Below are 19741 nucleotides of genomic sequence, written 5' to 3' on the forward strand. Positions count from 1 at the left end.
TCACATTCCGAACCCGGAAGCTAAGCCCTCCAGCGCCGATGGTACTGCACTCGTGAGGGTGTGGGAGAGTAGGACACCGCCGGACAATCTTCCAGTCGAGGGCCGCCCCATCCGGGTCGGCCCTCGACTGCGTAGCGCCATTGGTGGCGCAATCAGGAAGGATGTACCTGTGAGTTCAGGACCGCAGGGCGGAGACCGTCCCCGTCGTTACGAAGACCGCACCGACGGCCCGGCTGGACGCGACCGTGGTGCGCGCCGCGACGACCGGCCCCCGTACCGGGGAGACCGGGACAACGCTGGCGGCGCCCGAGGCGGATACGCCGGCGGTCGTGATGGCGGTTCCCGTGGTGGCGACCGTTCTGGTGCGCCGCGTGACGGCGGTTTCCGCGGCGGCGATCGCGAGGGCGGCTTCCGCGGTGGTGACCGCCGCGAGGGTGGCGGCTTCCGTGGCGGCGACCGTGACGGATCGCGCTCGGGTGCGCCGCGTGAGGGCGGTTTCCGTGGCGGTGACCGCGAGGGCGGTTTCCGTGGTGGTGAGCGTCGTGAGGGTGGTTACCAGGGCGGTGGCGACCGTGGCCGTTCCGGCGCCCCCCGCGAGGGTGGTTTCCGTGGCGGCGACCGTGATGGGTCGCGTTCGGGTGCGCCGCGTGAGGGTGGCTTCCGTGGTGGCGACCGTGATGGGTCGCGTTCGGGTGCGCCGCGTGAGGGCGGTTTCCGTGGCGGTGACCGCGAGGGCGGTTTCCGTGGTGGCGAGCGTCGTGAGGGTGGTTACCAGGGCGGTGGCGACCGTGGCCGTTCCGGCCCGCCCCGCGAGGGTGGCTTCCGCGGCGGAGACCGCGAGGGCTTCCGGGGCGGCGACCGTCGTGAGGGCGGCTTCCGTGGTGGCGACCGTTCTGAGGGCGGCTTCCGTGGTGGCGACCGTTCTGAGGGCGGCTTCCGTGGCGGCGACCGTCGTGAAGGCGGTTTCCGTGGCGGCGATCGCGATGCCCCGCGTTCCGGCGCGCCGCGTGAGGGTGGTTTCCGTGGCGGTGACCGCGACGGTGGTTTCCGTGGCGGCGACCGCCGCGAGGGTGGCGGCTTCCGGGGCGGCGACCGTGATGGGTCGCGCTCGGGTGCGCCGCGTGAGGGTGGCTTCCGTGGCGGTGACCGCGAGGGCGGTTTCCGTGGTGGCGAGCGTCGTGAGGGTGGTTACCAGGGCGGTGGCGACCGTAGCCGTTCCGGCCCGCCCCGCGAGGGTGGCTTCCGTGGCGGCGACCGCGAAGGTGGCTTCCGTGGCGGCGACCGTCGTGAGGGCGGTTTCCGGGGCGGTGACCGTGACGGCGGTTTCCGTGGCGGCGAGCGCCGCGAGGGCGGCTTCCGCGATGGCTCCCGCTCCGGTGCGCCGCGCGAGGGCGGCTTCCGTGGCGGCGACCGCGATGGGTCGCGCTCGGGTGCGCCGCGTGAGGGTGGTTTCCGTGGCGGCGACCGCGATGCCCCGCGTTCCGGTACGCCGCGCGAGGGTGGTTACCAGGGCGGTGGCGACCGTGGCCGTTCCGGCCCGCCCCGTGAGGGTGGCTTCCGCAGTGGTGACCGCGAGGGCTTCCGTGGCGGAGACCGTCGTGAGGGTGGCTTCCGTGGCGGCGACCGCGACGGCTCCCGTACGCCGCGTGAGGGTGGCTTCCGCGGTGGTGACCGTCGTGAGGGTGGTTACCAGGGTGGCGGCGACCGTGGCCGTTCCGGCCCGCCCCGCGAGGGTGGCTTCCGTGGCGGAGACCGCGAAGGTGGCTTCCGTGGCGGCGAGCGTGGTGGCTCGCGCCCGGGCGCACCGCGTGAGGGCGGTTTCCGTGGCGGCGACCGCGACGGCGGCTTCCGGGGCGGTGACCGTCGTGAGGGCGGCGCACCCCGCGAGGGCGGCTTCCGAGGCGGTGACCGTCGCGAGGGTGGCTTCCGCGGTGGGGACCGTGACGGTGGCTTCCGGGCCGACGAGCGGCCCCGTCGCGAGGGCGACTTTCGGCGCGACGACCGTGGCGCGGCCTCCGAGTCGTCCGAGGGTGGGCGCAGCCTGGCCCCGGCGTTGCCGGACGACATCGTCGCGACCGACCTGGACAAGGACGTCCGTGCCGAGCTGCTCTCGCTGAACAAGCCGGTTGCCGAGACGGTGGCCCGGCACCTGGTCGCCACCGGTCAGCTGATCGACGAGGACCCGGCCGAGGCGTTGGCGCACGCGCTGGCCGCCCGACGGCTCGCGTCGCGCATCTCCGCGGTCCGTGAGGCGGTCGGCCTGGCCGCGTACCACGCGGGGGAGTGGCAGACGGCGATCGCCGAGCTGCGGACGTACCACCGGATGACCGGCCTGCAGAGTCACCTGGCCGTGCTCGCCGACTGCGAGCGTGCCCTGGGCCGGCCGGAGCGGGCCATCGACCTGTTCCGCGGCGCCGACCAGGCGAAGCTGGACCAGGCCGTCGCGATCGAGCTGCTGATCGTCGCGGCCGGGGCACGGGGCGATCTCGGCCAGAAGGACGCCGCTGTCGCGATGCTCCAGGTGCCGGACCTCACCAGCGAGGCGACGGTGCCGTGGACGGCGCGACTGCGGTACGCGTACGCCGACGCGCTGCTCGCGGTGGGCCGACGTGAGGAGGCCCGCGAGTGGTTCTCCCGCGCCGCCGACGTGGACACCGAGGGCGAGACCGACGCCGCGGAGCGGTTGCTGGAACTCGACGGCGTCGTCATCGAAGGTGATGACGAGGACGAGGCCGAGGAGATCGCCGCTGGCCCGGGTGCGCCCGGCGCGGTGCCGGCCCAGCCGGACGCCGACCTGACCGTCGGCGACGTCCTCGACGCCGACGACCTCGAGGACGAGGACGACCTCGACGACGAGGACGACCTCGAGGACGACGACGAGGACGACGAGGACGACGAGGACTACGACGACGACGAGGAGGACGGCGTCGCCGGCCGCTCGGACGAGCACGAGGGCGGCGAGGACGTCGCGGGCGACGACGAAGACGAAGACGTCGACGACCGCCACCCGGACGCGGGCGACGTCGCCCCGGCAGCCACCACGGACCGGAGCACGCCCGCCAGCGACGACAGCCGCGCAGGCGGCGCGGTGAACGGCGACGGGACCGCCCCCACCCGGGGTGACGAGTCGGAGTCGACGCAGCGGTGAGCGCGGACGCCGGGAAGCGGCTGATCGACGGGTACACCCTGGTGGTCTTCGACCTGGACGGGGTGATCTACCTGATCGACCGGCCGATTCCCGGCGCGGTCGACGCGGTGGCTCGGCTGCACGCCGAGGGGCGGGCGGTGGCGTACGCCACCAACAACGCCTCCCGCCGCTCCAGTGACGTCGCCGACCTGCTGACCGGGATGGGCGTGCCGGCGCGGCCGGAGGAGGTGCTCACCTCCGCCGCCGCGTCGGCCGAGCTGCTGCGCGAGCGCCTGCCGGCCGGAGCGCCGGTGCTGGTGGTCGGCGCGGAGGCGCTGCGCGCCGAGCTGCGCGCGGTCGGACTGACCCCGGTCACCCGCGCCGACGAGAAGCCGGCCGCGGTGGTGCAGGGCTACGGTCCGCAGGTCGGCTGGGCCGAGCTGGCCGAGGCGTCGATCGCCGTACGGGCCGGGGCGATCTGGGTCGCCACCAACACCGACCGGACGCTGCCCAGCGCCCGGGGCCCCCTGCCCGGCAACGGGTCGCTGGTCGCGGTGCTGCGAACCGCGTTGGAGCGGGACCCCGACCTGGTGGTCGGCAAGCCGGAGTCGGCGCTGTTCGAGACCGCCGCCCGGCGCGGCGACGGCGGCCGAGCCCTGGTCGTCGGGGACCGGTTGGACACCGACATCGAGGGCGCCCGCCGAGCGGGACTGGACAGCCTGCTCGTGCTCACCGGCGTCAGCGGCGTACCCGAGCTGCTCGCGGCCGAGCCACGACGGCGGCCCACGTACGTCGCGCGGGACCTGGCGGGGCTCTTCGACCCGGCGGCGGCCGTGCAGGTCCCGGGCTCGACGAACGGCGGCGGCTGGTCCGTCACCGACCGCGACGGGACGCTGGAACTGGCCGGCGCCGGCCGGGATCTGGACGCCCTCGCCGCGCTCTGCGCGGCGGCGTGGTCGGCTCCGGAGCTGCCGGCGATCCGCGCGGTGGGCCCGGACGCGGCTGCCGCGCTGGAGAGCTTCGGGTTGGCCACCGACGGGTGACGCCGTCGAGCGCGCTCGTCAGAGCAGCTTGCGCAGCTTCATCAGGTCGAACGGGTTGGCCTTGATCGACACCCGGCGGGAGGTGACCGCCTTGGTGACGTCCAGGTCACCTCGGACCAGGGCGAGCAGATCGTCGCTGGACGTGCTCAGCGCGATCTTGGCCTTCGGGTCGTCGCCGTCGGTCAGCTCGACCAGCCGGCCACCGCTGATCTTGCCGTGGAACGCCGTGTCCAGGTCGGTGATCCGGCAGGCCAACGTCCGGTCCAGGTCGATCCGTTCGCGGACCGTCTCGGCGTTGCGGTCCAACCGGGCGGCCAGCTCCTGCAACGCCTGCCGGCACTCGTCCACGCTGGCCACATCTCCCCCTCGCCGATCGCCACGCCGTCCCCGGCACCGTACCGCACGAGACAGTCCGGGGTGCCCGGTAGCGTGACACCTGCAGACCCCGCCCCATGGAAGGACTCAGGCATGCAGGACGCGTGGCGCGCCTACCTCGAACTGGCCCTGGGCCTGGCGGAGGCGCCCCGGAAGAAGGCCCAGGACGCGGTGCGTCGCCTCGTCGGCTCGGGCGGTGCGACCGCCGCCCAGCTGCAGGCTCTCGGCGAGGAGCTGGTCACCACCGGCGCCGCCAACCGGGAGGCGCTGACCAAGCTGGTCCGCTTCGAGGTCGACCGGGCCCTGGGCGCGGTCGGTCTGGCCACCGCCGACGAGGTGGCCGAGCTGACCCGACGGGTGCGCGACCTGGAACGCCAACTGCGCGAGGCGCGCGCCACCGAGGCCCCGCAGCCGGCCGCGCCCTCCACCGGGCCCGCGCCGCAGCCCGATCCGACCCGCGCGGCGCAGCCCGGCAGCGGCCTGGTGCCGTCGGACGGCCCCGCCGGAGCGCCGGTCTCGGCGCCGGTGGCCAGGAAGGCCTCGGACGGCCCCGCCGCAGCGCCGGTCTCCGCGGTGGCCAAGAAGGCTGTCGCCAAGAAGGCGCTGGCCAAGAAGGCTGTCGCCAAGAAGGCCATCGTGAAGAAGCCGCCGGCGACGATCAGCCGGACCGGCGACGACACTCCGACGCCTGTCGTGCAGGACGACGACACCCCTACGCCGCCGGCCGTGCAGGACCACGACACCCCTACGCCGCCGGCCGTGCAGGACCACGACACCCCTACACCGGCGGTCATGCCGGCGAAGAAGGCCGTCCGTAAGCGCCGCCCGGACGGTGACTCGTGAGCGACGGCGCGCGTCCGGGCCCGCCGCCCGGCATGCGCCCCGGCCCGCCCGGAGGCTTCCGGCCCGGCCCGCCGCCCGAGGGCGTCGACGTCGGCGACGACACGGCCCGCCACCCGGCGGTGGACGCGGCCGTGCGGGCCATGGACAACGCGGCGACGCTCGCCCCGGCCGACCAGATCGCGCAGTATGAGGCGGCCTACGAGACGCTGCGCGAAACGCTCGCCACCATCGACCAGACCTGAGCAGGACGACCAGGTCGGACAGACCGGAGAACCACCCATGGCACGTCGCAACCGGCTGGACGCCGAACTCGTCCGCCGCGGGCTGGCCCGCTCGCGTGAGCAGGCCGCCGCGCTGGTCGAGGCCGGCCGGGTCCAGCTGCGCGGAGTGCTCGCGCGCAAGGCCGCCGCGATGGTCGACCCCGCCGATCCGCTGCTGGTCACCGGCGAGGACCCGACCGAGGAGTACGTCTCCCGGGGCGGGCACAAGCTCGCGGGCGCGTTGGCGGCGTTCGAGGCCGGTGGGCTACGCGTCGCCGGGCGGCGCTGTCTGGACGCCGGCGCGTCGACCGGGGGCTTCACCGACGTGCTGCTGCGCGCCGGCGCCGCCGAGGTGGTGGCCGTGGACGTCGGCTACGGGCAGCTCGCCTGGTCGCTGCGCACCGACGAGCGCGTCCGCGTCCTGGAACGCACCAACGTCCGTACCCTCGTCGCGGACGCGATCGGCGGCCCGGTCGATCTGACGGTGGCCGACCTGTCGTTCATCTCGTTGCGGTTGGTGCTGCCGGCCCTGGCCGGCTGCACCCGCGACGACGGCGACCTGGCGCTGATGGTGAAGCCGCAGTTCGAGGTGGGCAAGGAGCGGGTCGGCGCCGGCGGCGTCGTCCGCGACCCGGCGCTGCGCGCCGAGGCGGTGCTCGACGTGGCCGCCGCGGCGGCTCAGCTCGGCCTCGGGTTGGCCGACGTGGCAGCCAGCCCGCTGCCCGGGCCCAGCGGCAACGTCGAGTTCTTCGTATGGTTGCGCCGGGACGCACCACCGGCCGACCCGCAGCGCGTGCGGGCTGTGGTGGAGGCTGGGCCGGACGGCCCGACGACGGCCGGCGACGTGCCGGGCGTCGCGGCGGAGGAGGTCGCAGGGTGAACGCGTACAGCGAGCGGCGCACGACGGCACGCGGCCGTGCCCGTGCGGCGGCGATGGCAGTGTGCCGTCCGATGGCGGACGGGCGGCCGCTCCGATGAGCCGCACGGCGCTGCTGGTGACCCACACCGGTCGTCGACGCAGCACCGAGCACGCCCGGTCGGTCGCCGCCGACCTCATCGCCGCGGGCTTCGAGGTGCGGGTCATCGCCGAGGAGGCCGACGACCTCGACCTGCCCGGGATGGTTCCGGTCACCGGACCGGAGGCCGCCGAGGGCGCCGAGATCGTCTTCGCGCTCGGTGGGGACGGCACGTTCCTGCGCGCGGCCGAGCTGGCCCGCCCGGCGAAGGCGCCGCTGCTCGGCATCAACCTCGGCAAGGTGGGCTTCCTCGCCGAGGCGGAGATCAACGATCTGGACACCGCGGTCCGGGACGTCGTCGAGCGCAACTACACAGTGCACGAGCGGCTCACGCTCGACGTCACTGCCGAGTTCGACGGTGGCCCGACCATCGAGTCGTGGGCGCTCAACGAGATCAGCGTCGAGAAGGGCGAACGGGCGCAGATGCTCGAACTCCTCGTCGACGTGGACGGCCGCCCGCTGTCCCGTTACGGCTGCGACGGCGTGGTCTGCGCCACCCCCACCGGCTCCACCGCCTACGCGTTCTCCGGCGGCGGTCCGGTGGTCTGGCCGGAGGTGGAGGCCCTGCTGCTGGTGCCGATCAGCGCGCACGCGTTGTTCAGCCGTCCCCTGGTCACCGCACCCACGTCGACGTTCATCATCACCGTCGACCCGTTCACCACCCTCGCCGTGCTCGCCTGCGACGGCCGGCGGGTCTACGACCTGCCGCCCGGCGCCCGGGTGACGGTGCGTCGAGGTGCCCTGCCGGTGCGCATCGTCCGGCTGCGCGCCCGTCCGTTCACCGACCGGCTGGTCGCCAAGTTCGGTCTGCCGGTGCACGGCTGGCGGGGCAGCCGCCGGTGACTGTGGCGCACACCGTCGGTGTCCGGCGGTTGTCCACCTGACGACATGTCGCCGCTGCGGCGGCGAAAGGCTAGTGACCTGGTTGCGCGCTGCGTCGCAGACTCCGATCGGTCCTCATCCACGGATGGCGGGCCCGAAGGAGTGAAGGAGCGCATCGCATGCACTGGTCCCCCCGCTGGCTCAGCGCCGGCGCGATCGGCGCGCTGGTGGTCGGCCTCGCCGCACCGGCGTCCGCTGAGCCGCCCGTCCGGCCCACCGGCCCGAGCCTGGGCGCGTCCGCCCCGGGCGCCGCGCCCGTCCGCATCACCCTCATCACCGGCGACCAGGTCGAGCTGGCCACGGCCGCGCCGGGTCGGGTCGCCGCCACCGTACGCCCGGGACCCGGGCGTGAGCGGGTCATCTTCCAGACCCTGGAGGTCGACGGCGGGCTGCGGGTGCTGCCCAGCGATGCCCTGCCCTACGTCTCCAGCGGCGTCCTCGACGCCAACCTGTTCGACGTGCAGGAGTTGGCCGCCAACGGCTACGGCGACGCTGCGCAGGGCGCGCTGCCGCTGATCGTGCGCTACCAGGAGCAGGCGGCCGGCCGGGTCCGGCCGCTCGGCGGCGTCACCGACGCCCGCCCCCTGGAGAGCATCAACGGCGCCGCGTTGCGGGTCGGCAAGGCCGACCTCGGTGAATTGTGGAGCACCCTCGCCGGCACGCCGACGACCCGGACCACTGCCGCCGCGCCCCGGCTGGGCGGCGGTATCGCCCACGTCTGGCTGGACGGGCGGGTGCATCCGACGCTGGAGCACAGCGTCCCGCAGATCGGCGCCCCGACGGCCTGGGCGGCCGGCCGCGACGGCACTGGCGTGAAGGTGGCCGTGCTCGACACCGGCGTCGACGCCACCCACCCCGACCTGGCCGGACGGATCGCTGAGGCGCGGGACTTCTCCGGCAGCGGCAGCGCCCGCGACGGGCACGGCCACGGCACGCACGTCGCGGCCACCATCGCGGGCAGCGGGGCTGCGTCGGCGGGGCTGCGCAAGGGCGTCGCGCCGGGCGCGCGACTGCTGGTCGGCAAGGTGCTCGACGACGGCGGCTCGGGCTACGACTCGGCAATCATCGCCGGCATGGAGTGGGCCGCCCACTCCGGCGCGAAGGTCGTCAGCATGAGCCTCGGCGGCGACCCGACCGACGGCACCGACCCGATGAGCCAGGCGGTGAACGACCTGACCGCCGAGACCGGCGCGCTCTTCGTGGTCGCCGCCGGCAACGCGGGCGACGCGCGGACCGTCGGCTCGCCGGGCGCGGCCGCGGCGGCGCTCACCGTCGGCGCGGTGGACCGCGACGACAACCTGGCCGAGTTCTCCAGCCGCGGGCCGCGCCTGGGCGACAACGGCCTGAAGCCGGAGATCACCGCGCCGGGCGTGGGCATCGTCGCCGCGCGGGCCGCCGGCACCACGATGGGTACGCCGGTGGGCGACGCCTACACGGCCGCGTCCGGCACCTCGATGGCCACCCCGCACGTGGCGGGCGCGGCGGCCATCCTCGCGCAGGAGCACCCGGACTGGTCCGCCGGCACGCTGAAGGACGCGCTGGTCAGCACCACCAAGGCGAACCCGGCGCTGACCGTCTTCGAGCAGGGCGGCGGTCGGGTCGACGTGGCGCGGGCGCTCACGCAGCGGGTGTACGCCTCGGCCACCGCCGACTTCGGCCGGGTCTCCACCGGCGGCGCGGTGGCCGAGCGGAGTGTGACGTACACCAATGGCACGGCGGTCGCGCGGACCCTGCGCCTGGCCCTGGAGCTGCGCAACCTGGACAGTGGCGCGGCCGAGACCGACGGCGTCGCCGTCGCGTCCGGCGAGGTGACCGTGCCGGCGGGCGGCAGCGTGGCGGTGCCGCTGCGCGCCGACCCGGCGAAGCTGGCCCGGGGCCCGCACGGGGGATGGCTGGTGGCGACCGGCGCGGACGGCGTCGCCGTGCGCACGCCGGTGGGCCTCACCGTCAGCGGTCCGATCCACGACGTCACGATCAAGGTGCTGGGCCGGCAGGGTCAGTTGACCCTCTCGCCTGCCCTGACCCTCTTCGGTGAGCAGCCCGAGTCGGACTACTGGGGCTGGTGGCCGGGCGAGGGCACCCTGCGGGTCGAGGAGGGCACCTACCTGCTGACCGCGCTGGTCGAGCACGGTGCTCCCCTGGACGAGCAGCTGACCCAGGCCGTCGAACCCGAGCTGACCGTCGACCGGGACTTGACGGTCGTGCTCGACGCCCGCACGGGCACGCCGGTACGCATCGAGACGCCCAAGCCCAGCGAGCAGCGGGCCACGCTCAGCTTCTACGTGCACCGGGTGTTGGGCAACGGCCGGCAGATCGACCACGGCGTCATGGCCTACAGCACCATTCAGCAGGTCAATGTCACGCCGACCCGCCAGGTACGCCAGGGTGAGTTCGAGTTCGCCTCCCGCTGGCAGCTCGTCGCGCCCATGGTGGACGCCACGATCAGCGGGGTGTCCGGCCCGTCGGACATCAACCTGCTGGGCACGTCGCCGGCGCCGACCGGTCGACGGAAGCTGCCGCTGGTCTGGGCCGGCACCGGAACCCCGGCCGAGCTGGCCCGGGTGCGGGGCGCGGCGGCGCTGTTCGCTGCCGACCCGAACCGTAACGAGAATGAGCAGGTGGCCGCGGCGGCGGCGGCCGGTGCCGCGGCGGTGCTGATCGTCCGGCCGGAGGACCAGAGCGCGTGGACGGTCTGGCGGCCGGCGGGGGAGCGGCTGTCCATCCCGGCGATGGTCGTCGCGTACGACGACGGGCAGCGGCTGATCGCGGCGGCGCGCAAGGGCCGGGCGACGCTGGACCTGACGCTGACCGTGGACAGCCCGTACCTGTACGACGTGTGGCAGGTGTCGAAGGGTCGGGTGCCCGAGCGGATCGTGCACAGGGTGACCGCGAAGAACACCGCCGAGGTGACCGCCAGCTACGGCGACACGGGCGCGGGCTGGGCCACCGAGGAGCGGTTCGGCTGGCGTCCGTGGCAGGAGTACTCCTGGAACGACGACCAGCGCCTGGTCCGCAACGGGACCACCCGGCAGGAGTTCGTCAGCGCCGGGGACTCCTGGTGGCAGCACCGGGTGCTGCACAAGGAGGTGTACATGCAGTGGGGGCAGCTGACCGGTGGGCTGACCCAGGAGCCCCGGCGGTACGCCGCCGACGACCGGGAGGTCGAGTCCTGGCACGCGCCGGTGGTCCGTCCGGCCGTGCCGGCCAGCGGGACGCCGGTGCCCACCCGCACGGGCGACAGCCTGGACGTGCGGGTGCCCGAGTTCGTCGACGCCGACGGGCACTACAGCGTGGCGGGCAACAGCGAGGAGGCGGACACCGTCGAGGCTCGTCTCAGCCGCGACGGTCAGCAGATCGCCGACCTGTCCGGCGGCTGGGCGCTGGTGCCGACCACCGCCGGGGCGGCCCGTTACCGCCTCGACGTGACGACGCGGCGGGCCTCGGACGGGTGGCGCTGGGCCACCCGCACCGACACGTCGTGGCAGTTCAGGTCGGCCCGGCCGGCGGGTGACGCCGCCATGCCGCTGTCGCTGCTGCAGGTGGACTATCGGGTGCCGGCCGACCTGCTCGGCAGCGTACCCGGCAACCGGCCGCACCAGCTGGGGCTGACCCTGCGTCAGCCGAGGGGAGTCGCCGCGCCGACGGGCACCAGCCTGACGGTGCAGGTCTCCTTCGACGAGGGCGTCACCTGGCGGCCCGCGTCGACCAGAGGGTCGGGTACCCGCTGGACCGCGACCGTGCCGGCCGGGCGCGCAACCGTGTCGCTGCGGGTGCACGCCACCGACCGGGCCGGGAACTCCGTCGACCAGACGGTGCTGCGCGCGTACGGGCTGCGCTGACTCCGAGCGTGTCCGGCAGGGCCCGCCGTCGCTTCCGACGGCGGGCCCTGCCGCGTTCAGAGCCAGCCGCGCCGGGCGACCTGAAATGCCAGCCCGGGTCGGGTGTCCACGCCGGCGGCGTCCATCAGGTCGGCGAGGCGGCGCTGCACCGTCCGGCGGCTCACTCCGAGCTGGGAGGCGATGGATTTGTCCGGTACGCCGGCCACGAACAGCGACAGCAGTCGGGCCTCGTCGGCGTCGGGCTGGTAGCCGTCGACCGGACGGTCGTCGGCCTCGTCGCGCCGGTCCTCGGTCGCGGTGGCGGCGAGCGGGTCGTCGAGTCGCAGCCGGGTGGCGACCCGCCAGTGGCTCTCGAAGAGGGCCAGCAGCGCGTCGAGCAGTTGGCTGCGGCCGATCACCGCGGCGCTCGGCTCGCCGCCGTCGCGGTCGGGCACCAGCGGGCAGATGGCGGTACGCGCGTCCACGATGGCGAGTCGGACCGGCAGCCGGTCCAGCACGCGGGCCTGCTCGCCGGCGGCCACCCCCTTGGCCAGGTCGGCCAGCGCGCCCGGCTCCAGCAGCAGGTCCCGCTCGTAGATGGCCCGGTAGCTCACCCCGCGTGCGAGGGCGTCGAACTCCTCGACGTTTTCCGGGCCGGCCATCGCGAGGGGATTCGCCCGGCAGAACCACAGCACCTCCTCGCGGGCCGAGTTCTGCAGGTCGCGCAGCCGGTCGCGCAGCACCCGACCGCCCCGGATGACCTCGACCAGGTGGTCCACGTGGTGGCGGCGCAGCCCGGAGCGGTACTCCTCGGCCAGTTGGGTGACCCGGCGCCGGGCCGCCTCCAGGTCCTCCTGGCGGCGCAGCAGCGTCGCGCCGAGGGCGACGTCCGGGGCGGTCGGGCGCAGCGGGGCGTCCGGGTCGTTGTCGGTGGGCTGCACCAGACCCTTGGCCCGCAGCGCCTCGACCTGCTCGACGACCTGCGCCCGGGGCCGTCGCAGCCGGCGGACCAGCTCGTCGACGCGGGCCGTGGTGAGTTGGAGCAGGCAGCGGTAGAGCTCCTCCTCGGCGGGGGTCAGGCCGATCACGTCCGACACGGGGCAAGACTGTACGTCGGTAAGGTGCGGGCCGTGCCGGGGCCCGGCCGTGGGGCCCGTCGGCTGGTCAACTGTCGGCCCTCGCGTCTACTGTCGGGTGCTGTGCTGGAAGAGCTGCGCATCACCGGACTCGGCGTCATCGAGGACACCACGCTGCCGTTGACCGGCGGGATGAACGTCATCACCGGCGAGACCGGTGCCGGCAAGACGATGGTGGTGACCGGCCTCGGCCTGCTCTTCGGCGGCCGGGCCGACGCCGGGCGGGTCCGTGCCCAACCGGGCCGGGCCGTGGTCGAGGGGCGGCTACGCCTCTCCGGCCGGGTCGCCGACACGGTGCACGCCCGGATCAGCGACGCCGGTGGCGAGCCCGACGAGGACGGCTCGTTGCTGCTCAGCCGCACGGTGACGGTGGAGGGCCGCTCCCGGGCCCACCTCGGTGGCCGGAGCATGCCCGTGTCGATGCTGGGCGAGGTCGGCGAGCAGGCGGTGGCCGTGCACGGCCAGTCCGACCAGTTGCGGCTGCTGCGCCCGGCCGAGCAGCGGGCCGCTCTGGACCGGTTCGCCGGGCCTGCGCACGAGAAGCTGCTCGACGCGCTGCGCGAGGCGTACACCGGGTGGCGGCGGGTGGTCGACGACCTGGCCGACCGGCGGCGCAACGCCCGCGAGCGCAACCAGGAGGCCGACCTGCTGCGACTCGGCCTCGACGAGATCACCCGCGTCGACCCGCAGCCCGGCGAGGACGACGAGCTGAAGACCGAGGCGCAGCGGTTGGAGCACGCCGAGGGCCTGCGGACGGCAGCGCAGGTGGCCCAGCAGTGTGTGGCGGGCGGCGCGGAGGCGGCCGACGAGACACCCGACGCGGCGGCGCTGCTCGGCACGGCCCGGCGCACCCTGGAGGCGCAGGCCGGCACCGACCCGGCGCTTGGGGAGCTGGCGGCCCGCCTGGAGGAGGCGGCCACGCTGGTCACCGACGTCTCCGCGGAGCTGTCGGCGTACCTGGCGACGCTCGACGCGGACCCGGCCCGGTTGCAGCACGTCTACGAGCGGCGGGCCGCGCTGCGGGCGTTGACCCGCAAGTACGCCGACGACGTCGACGGCGTCATCGCCTGGGCCGACCGGGCCCGCACCCGACTGTCCGACCTGGACACCTCCGACGACCTGCTCGACGAGCTGGACGCCGAGGGGCAGCGGCTGGCCGGCGAGGTGGCCGACCTGGCCTCCCGGGTGTCCGTGTCCCGGCAGGAGGCGGCGGTCCGCTTCGCCGACCAGGTCACCGTCGAGCTGGCCGGTCTGGCCATGCCGCACGCCCGGATCGAGGTGGCGGTGCTGCCCCGACCGGCCGGACGGGCCGAGCCGACGCTGACGATCAACGGCGTCGAGGCGGGTGTCGCGGCGGACGGCGGCGACGAGGTGGAGCTGCGGTTGTTGGCCCACCCGGGCGCGCCGTCGTTGCCGTTGCAGCGCGGCGCCTCCGGCGGCGAGCTGTCCCGGGTGATGCTCGCCATCGAGGTGGTCTTCGCCGGCTCGGGCGGCCCGCCCACGCTGGTCTTCGACGAGGTCGACGCGGGCGTCGGCGGCCAGGCCGCGGTGGAGATCGGCCGCCGGCTGGCCCGGCTGGCCCGCAGCCACCAGGTGTTGGTCGTCACCCACCTGCCGCAGGTGGCCGCGTTCGCCGACCGGCACCTGGTGGTGGCGAAGGACACCGGCGGCGCGGTGACGACAAGCGGGGTACGCGTGGTGGAGGACACCGAGCGGGCCCGGGAGTTGGCGCGCATGCTCGCCGGTTTGCCCGATTCGGATCTGGGTATCGCCCACGCCGAGGAGCTGCTGGCCGTGGCCGCCAAGGAAAGGCGGTTGTGACGCCGCGTATTGTGAGCGCAAGCACACCGGCTTGTGCCGACGTGTGCTTCCCTGGGTAGGCGGCCCTGCTCAGGCATGTCGCGACAGAAAAGCCTGCCTCACATGCCAGGATGGTCACGATGCGTCTACCCACGTTGCGCCGGAACCGAAACGCGGAGCCGGGCAGAGTCCTCGGCACCGCGCGCCTTGATCGCCGGACGAAACGGCTGGTCGGGCGGCTGCGCCCCGGTGACATCGCGGTCATCGACCACGTCGACCTGGACCGGGTGGCGGCCGACTCGTTGGTCGCTGTCGGTGTCGCGGCGGTGCTCAACGCCAAGCCGTCGGTCTCCGGCCGCTACCCCAACCTCGGGCCGGAGGTGCTGATCGCCGCCGGCATCCCGCTCCTGGACGATCTCGGGGAGGGCGTCTTCGAGCGGATCCGCGAGGGCGACCAGGTCCGGATCGAGGGCAACACCGTCTTCGCCGGCGAGGAGCCGGTGGCGCACGGCACCCTGCAGGACGCCGAGTCGGTCGCCAAGGCGATGTCCGACGCCCGGGAGGGGCTGTCGGTGCAGTTGGAGGCGTTCGCCGCCAACACGATGGACTACCTGCGCCAGGAACGCGACCTGCTGCTCGACGGCGTCGGCGTTCCGGACATCCAGACCCAGATCCAGGGCCGGCACTGCCTGATCGTGGTGCGCGGCTACGACTACAAGGCCGACCTGGACGTGCTGCGCCCGTACATCCGGGAGTTCAAGCCGGTGCTGATCGGCGTGGACGGCGGCGCGGACGCGCTGGTCGAGGCCGGGTACACCCCCGACATGATCATCGGTGACATGGATTCGGTCACCGACGACGTGCTGCGCTGCGGCGCCGAGGTGATCGTGCACGCCTACCCCGACGGGCGGGCGCCCGGCCTGCCCCGGGTCAACGGCCTCGGCGTCCCGGCCATCACCTTTCCGGCCGCGGCGACCAGCGAGGACCTGGCGATGCTGCTGGCCGACGAGAAGGGCGCGTCCCTCCTCGTCGCGGTGGGCACCCACGCCACGCTCGTCGAGTTCCTGGACAAGGGGCGCGGCGGAATGGCCTCCACGTTCCTGACCCGGTTGAAGGTCGGGGGCAAGCTGGTCGACGCCAAGGGGGTGAGCCGGCTCTACCGGCAGAGCATCTCCGGCTCGTCGCTGCTGCTGCTGGTGCTCTCGGCGATCGCGGCGATGGCCTCCGCGGTGGCCGTCTCCACCGTCGGGAAGGCGTACCTGGGCGTGGTCGCCGAGTGGTGGGACAATTTCGTGTTCCAGTTGTACCGGCTCTTCTAGTTCCCGACCGATCAAGAGGCTGCAAGCGTGATCAACTTCCGCTACCACGTGGTGTCCCTCACCGCGGTCTTCCTGGCTCTGGCGATCGGCCTCGTGGTCGGCACCGCCGCCCTCAACGGCCCCGTCGCCGACTCGCTCAAGGAGCAGGTCACCGGGCTGCGCAAGGACAACCAGCAGTTGCGGCAGCAGGTCAACAGCATGGAGAAGCAGCTCGGTCTGGAGGAGGAGTTCGCCGAGCAGGTGTCCCAGGTCGTCCTGCCGGGCACGCTCACCGGCCGCCGGGTGGTGGTGCTCAGCCTGCCCAACGGGCGCGACCACACCGAGGGCGTGCTCAAAAAGCTCCAGCAGGCCGGCGCCACCATCACCGGCCGGGTCGACCTGCAGGACAAGTTCATCAACCCGGACAACAACTCCAACCTGCTGGAACTGGCCGTCACCGCCGCTCGGCCGACCGCGCAGACCACCGGCCTGCCGGGCAACGGCCACGGCGTGGAGACCTCCAGCGCGCTGCTGGCCAGCGTCCTGCTGGACCGGGCGCAGGGCACCGCGCCGGTCAGCGACGCCGACCGGCGGGCGGTGCTCGCCGCGTACAACAACGCCGGCTACCTGACCACCGACAACAACAAGGTCACCGGGCCGGCCGAGGCCGTCGTCGTGGTCAGCGGGCAGCCGTACGTCGACAAGGACTCCGAGAAGCGGGACGAGTCGGTCGTCAAGATCGCCGAACAGTTCGACCGGACCGGGTCGATCGTGGTGGGCGGCAACGGCTCCGCCGGTGGCAACGTGGTGTCCGTGGTCCGCGGTGACCCGGTGCTGTCGCAGACCATCTCCACGGTCGACAACGCCAACACCGTGCAGGGCCAGCTGGTCACCAGCCTCGCCCTGGTGCAGCAGCTCACCGAGAAGAAGGCCGGCCAGTACGGCGTCGGCGACAATGCCGCGTCCCTGCTGCCTAGACTGCCCCAGTGAGCGAACGACGTACCCCGGTGTCCGGAACCGACGCGCCTGAGCGGGCGACCCTGCGCCCGAGCGAGGTGGCGGCGTGAGGATGCTGGGCCGGCTGCTGATCGCCGGGGCCGGTGCCGCCGCCGCCCGGTACGCCCTCCGCGAGGTGCGGACCGCCCCGGTGGGTCCCACGCTGGAGCGCACCAACTTCCGGGGCCGGACGGTGACCCTGGCGGCCGGGCCGGCGCTCGCCGCCGGTGCGACAGCCGCGGGCGTGTTCGGCGCCACCAGCGCCGCCTCCGGTGGCGCCGCCCTGGTCGCCGGCCTCGGCGCCGGCGGTGTCGGGCTCTACGACGACGTGGTCGGAGCACGTCCGGAGCAGAAGACGGCCAAGGGCTTCGCCGGGCACCTCGCCGCGCTGCGCGAGGGACGCGTCACCGCCGGGCTGGTCAAGATCATCGGGGTGGGCGCCGCCGGGCTGGGCGCGGCCGCGCTGCTCGCCGCCGACCCGCGGGTCGCGGCGCACCCGCGCCGGAAGCGCCACGGCGCCGTCGGCCGGGGGGTCGACGTGCTGCTCGGCGCCGGGGTGATCGCCGGCACCGCCAACCTGCTCAACCTGCTCGACCTGCGGCCCGGCCGGGCCATCAAGTCCGGGCTGCTGCTGGGCGTGCCGCTGGCCGGTGGCCCGCACGGCGGGATCGCGGCCGGCGCGGCCGGCGCCGCCGCCGGCCTGCTCCGCGACGACCTGTCCGAGGACGTCATGCTCGGCGACAGCGGCGCGAACGCGCTCGGCGCCCTGCTCGGCGTCGCGCTCGCCGCCCGCAGTGGCCCGCTCGGCCGGGCCGGTCTGCTGGCCGTGCTCGCCGGGCTCACCGCCGCCAGCGAGAAGGTCAGCTTCACGGCGGTGATCCAGCGAACCCCGGGCCTGCGGCAGCTCGACGCACTGGGCCGACGCGCCGACTGACGTGACCAGACCGGCACCCCTCGCCGGCGCCGGCCGGCTGGCCGGGGCAGCCGCGCTCATCGCCGTCCTCACCGTGCTCAGCCGGCTCGCCGGCTTCGGCCGTACCGCCGTGTTCACCTGGAGCCTCGCCCCGACCGACCTGGGCGGCGCCTACGTGGTGGCCAACGCGGTGCCGAACTTCATCTTCGAGATCGTCGCCGGTGGCGCGCTGGCCAGCCTCGTCGTACCGCTGCTGGCCGGGGCGGTCGAGGCCGGCGACCGCACGGCGGTCGCCCGGACCACCGGCGCGCTGTTGACCTGGACGCTTGCCCTGCTGGTGCCGCTCGCGCTGGTCGTGGTGCTCTTCGCCGGCCCGGTGGTCGAGTCGCTGGGCCACCACCTGACCGACGCCCAGCAGCAGAGCGGCGTACGGATGCTGCGGGTCTTCGCGCCGCAGCTGCCGCTGTACGGCGTCGGCATCGTGCTCACCGGGGTGCTCCAGGCGCACCGGCGCTTCGCCTGGCCGGTGCTCGCCCCGCTGCTGTCCAGCCTCACCGTGATCGTCGTCTACCTGGGGTTCACCGCCACCCAGGGCCGGTACGCCACCGTCGCCGGGGTGAGCCCCGGCGGCGAGCTGCTGCTCTCCGCCGGCACCACCCTGGGCGTGGTGACGCTGTCGCTGTCGCTGCTCGTCCCGGTGCGCCGGCTGCGCCTGGGGTTGCGGCCCGGGTTCGGGTTCCCCGCCGACGCGCGGGCCCGGGTCGGCGCGTTGGCGGTGGCGGGCGCGGTCACCGTCACCACGCAGCAGATCGCCCTGATCGTCAGCCTGAACCAGGTCACCGCGGGCGCGCGCAGCAACCCGGGCGTCTACAACCTGGCGCAGACCGTCTACCTGCTGCCGTGGGCGGTGCTCGCGGTGCCGCTGGCCGTGGCGGCCTATCCGACGCTCGCGGCGGCGCGGTCGGCCGGCAACGAGGACGGCTACCGGGCGACCCTGGCGCCGGCCGTGCGCGGGGTGCTGCTGTTCAGTTGCCTCGGCGCGGCCGCGCTGGTCGGGACCGCGGGGCCCGTCGGGCACTTCTTCTTCCCCGCGTCCACCGCGCCGACCGCCGCCGCCGCGATCATCGGGTACGCCCCGGGCCTGGTCGGCTACGGCCTCTTCGCGATCCTCACCCGGGCGCTCTACGCGCGCGGGGAGACCCGGGCGGCGACCGCCGCGACCGCCGTCGGCTTCCTGGTGGTGCCGCCCGTCGTCCTGCTGCTCGGCGCGATCCTGCCGTTGACCGACCGGGTGCTCGCCGTGACGTCCGCCAACTCGGTGGGCATGGTGGTGCTCGGCGTGTTGCTCGTCACGGCGGTGCTGCGCAGCGCCGGCCGGCCGGCGCTTGCCGGCGCGGCGCGCGCCGGTGTGGCCGGTGGCCTCGCCGGGCTGCTCGCCGCGCTCGCCGGGCTGGGCGTGAGCCGCTGGCTCGACAGGCTGGACGGCGGCACCCCGACGACGGCCGCGGCACTCGGTCAGGGCATGCTGTCCGGGGTCTTGGTCGGTGTCGTGTTCCTCGTCGTGGTCTGGTTCGTCGACCGGCGGGACGTACGGCCGCTACTGACCGGGGTGGTACGCCGCCTCGGCCGGCGAGGGCCGCGGGGCCGGGCCGGTACGTCGACGCCGGGCGCGGTCCCCCCGGAGCGGGGCGACGGGAAGGAGACGGCGGTTCGGTGAGCGTTGTCAACACCAACCGGCGGTGGCCGGCATGACGGAGACAAACGGCTGGTCGGGCTCCGTGGCGCTGCTGCTGGCTTCCAGCACCGGCGGGGTCGGCCAGCACGTCCGCTCGGTGGCGCGCGGGCTCGTCGCGGCCGGTGCCACCGTGCTCGTCTGCGGGCCGGCGGCCACGCAGGAGCAGTTCGACTTCACCGGCGTCGGCGCGCGTTTTGAGCCGGTGGAGATCCCGGCCAGCCCGACCCCCGCCGACGCGCGGGCGGTGCTCGCCCTGCGGCGGGCGCTCGCCGCGGCCCGCGTCGACGTGGTGCACGCCCACGGCCTGCGCGCCGGTCTCGTCGCCGTGCTGGCCCGTCCGTCCGCCCCGCTGATCGTGACCTGGCACAACGCGGTCCTCGTGGGCGGCCTGCGCGGCGGGGCCTCGCGGCTCGTCGAGCGGGTGGTTGCCCGGGGCGTCCGGGTGGCGCTCGGCGCCTCCACCGACCTGGTCGAGCGGGCCGCCGCGCTGGGCGCCGCC

General features: G+C 74.6%; 16 protein-coding genes and 1 rRNA gene. 14 read left to right on the plus strand and 3 right to left on the minus strand.

What is annotated here, in order from left to right; all coding sequences use genetic code 11:
* Positions 1-85, plus strand: a 5S ribosomal RNA gene (gene rrf / locus ABZU53_RS30540); the annotation flags it as partial.
* A gap of 90 nt (positions 86-175) precedes the next feature.
* Here the strand turns inward: rrf and ABZU53_RS30545 are convergent.
* Positions 176-2149 carry a hypothetical protein gene (locus ABZU53_RS30545; protein ID WP_355069039.1) on the minus strand — a complete coding sequence of 658 codons (1974 nt, stop codon included), beginning with the start codon at positions 2147-2149 and terminating at the stop codon, positions 176-178.
* Between ABZU53_RS30545 and ABZU53_RS30550 the strand changes: the two genes are divergently transcribed.
* Complete coding sequence (locus ABZU53_RS30550) at positions 2138-3148, plus strand: hypothetical protein (protein ID WP_355069054.1); 1011 nt, start codon at positions 2138-2140, stop codon at positions 3146-3148. The two genes, ABZU53_RS30545 and ABZU53_RS30550, sit on opposite strands and share 12 nt — an antisense overlap.
* A complete protein-coding gene (locus ABZU53_RS30555; RefSeq protein ID WP_354861615.1) occupies positions 3145-4170 on the plus strand; it encodes an HAD-IIA family hydrolase in 1026 nt (341 codons plus the stop codon). Before ABZU53_RS30550 ends, ABZU53_RS30555 begins: the two co-directional genes overlap by 4 nt.
* Positions 4171-4188: 18 nt before the next feature.
* On the opposite strand, the gene ABZU53_RS30560 is transcribed toward ABZU53_RS30555, so the two are convergent.
* The gene (locus ABZU53_RS30560) at positions 4189-4527 is read right to left on the minus strand and encodes an SCP2 sterol-binding domain-containing protein (protein ID WP_355069041.1); all 339 of its coding nucleotides are present in this window, start codon (positions 4525-4527) and stop codon (positions 4189-4191) included.
* 111 nt (positions 4528-4638) lie between these two features.
* Here ABZU53_RS30560 and ABZU53_RS30565 point away from each other — a divergent pair, with 111 nt between their 5' ends.
* The 5 genes from ABZU53_RS30565 to ABZU53_RS30585 all read left to right on the plus strand — a co-directional run bounded on the left by ABZU53_RS30565 (position 4639) and on the right by ABZU53_RS30585 (position 11385).
* On the plus strand, positions 4639-5388 hold the full coding sequence (locus ABZU53_RS30565) for a hypothetical protein (protein WP_355069043.1): 750 nt from the start codon (positions 4639-4641) through the stop codon (positions 5386-5388).
* A gap of 32 nt (positions 5389-5420) precedes the next feature.
* Positions 5421-5630, plus strand: coding sequence for a hypothetical protein (locus ABZU53_RS30570; protein WP_355069056.1), 210 nt, complete (start codon positions 5421-5423; stop codon positions 5628-5630).
* A gap of 37 nt (positions 5631-5667) precedes the next feature.
* Positions 5668-6528 carry a TlyA family RNA methyltransferase gene (locus ABZU53_RS30575; protein ID WP_355069044.1) on the plus strand — a complete coding sequence of 287 codons (861 nt, stop codon included), beginning with the start codon at positions 5668-5670 and terminating at the stop codon, positions 6526-6528.
* A 94-nt stretch (positions 6529-6622) separates the two neighbouring features.
* Positions 6623-7507: an NAD kinase gene (locus ABZU53_RS30580; RefSeq protein ID WP_355069045.1), complete on the plus strand. Its 885-nt coding sequence runs from the start codon at positions 6623-6625 to the stop codon at positions 7505-7507.
* 158 nt (positions 7508-7665) lie between these two features.
* On the plus strand, positions 7666-11385 hold the full coding sequence (locus tag ABZU53_RS30585) for a S8 family serine peptidase (protein WP_355069047.1): 3720 nt from the start codon (positions 7666-7668) through the stop codon (positions 11383-11385).
* A 56-nt stretch (positions 11386-11441) separates the two neighbouring features.
* On the opposite strand, the gene ABZU53_RS30590 is transcribed toward ABZU53_RS30585, so the two are convergent.
* Positions 11442-12461, minus strand: coding sequence for a helix-turn-helix domain-containing protein (locus tag ABZU53_RS30590; protein WP_355069049.1), 1020 nt, complete (start codon positions 12459-12461; stop codon positions 11442-11444).
* Positions 12462-12563: 102 nt separating this feature from the next.
* Between ABZU53_RS30590 and recN the strand changes: the two genes are divergently transcribed.
* From recN to ABZU53_RS30620, 6 genes are all read left to right on the plus strand, one after another.
* The gene (gene recN, locus ABZU53_RS30595; RefSeq protein ID WP_354861628.1) at positions 12564-14321 is read left to right on the plus strand and encodes a DNA repair protein RecN; all 1758 of its coding nucleotides are present in this window, start codon (positions 12564-12566) and stop codon (positions 14319-14321) included.
* Positions 14322-14440: 119 nt separating this feature from the next.
* Positions 14441-15619, plus strand: a complete 1179-nt coding sequence (gene steA, locus ABZU53_RS30600; protein WP_234591007.1) for a putative cytokinetic ring protein SteA — start codon at positions 14441-14443, stop codon at positions 15617-15619.
* Positions 15620-15646: 27 nt separating this feature from the next.
* Entirely contained in the window at positions 15647-16588 is a 942-nt protein-coding gene (locus tag ABZU53_RS30605) for a copper transporter (RefSeq protein ID WP_354861630.1), read from the plus strand.
* A gap of 73 nt (positions 16589-16661) precedes the next feature.
* The gene (locus ABZU53_RS30610; protein WP_354861632.1) at positions 16662-17528 is read left to right on the plus strand and encodes a hypothetical protein; all 867 of its coding nucleotides are present in this window, start codon (positions 16662-16664) and stop codon (positions 17526-17528) included.
* 1 nt (position 17529) lies between these two features.
* On the plus strand, positions 17530-19224 hold the full coding sequence (locus tag ABZU53_RS30615) for a lipid II flippase MurJ (protein ID WP_355069051.1): 1695 nt from the start codon (positions 17530-17532) through the stop codon (positions 19222-19224).
* A gap of 31 nt (positions 19225-19255) precedes the next feature.
* Positions 19256-19741: glycosyltransferase (locus ABZU53_RS30620; protein WP_355069052.1), on the plus strand; the 486-nt coding region annotated here is incomplete at its 3' end.

The organism is Micromonospora sp. NPDC005194, assembly GCF_040608335.1.
Classification (GTDB): domain Bacteria; phylum Actinomycetota; class Actinomycetes; order Mycobacteriales; family Micromonosporaceae; genus Micromonospora.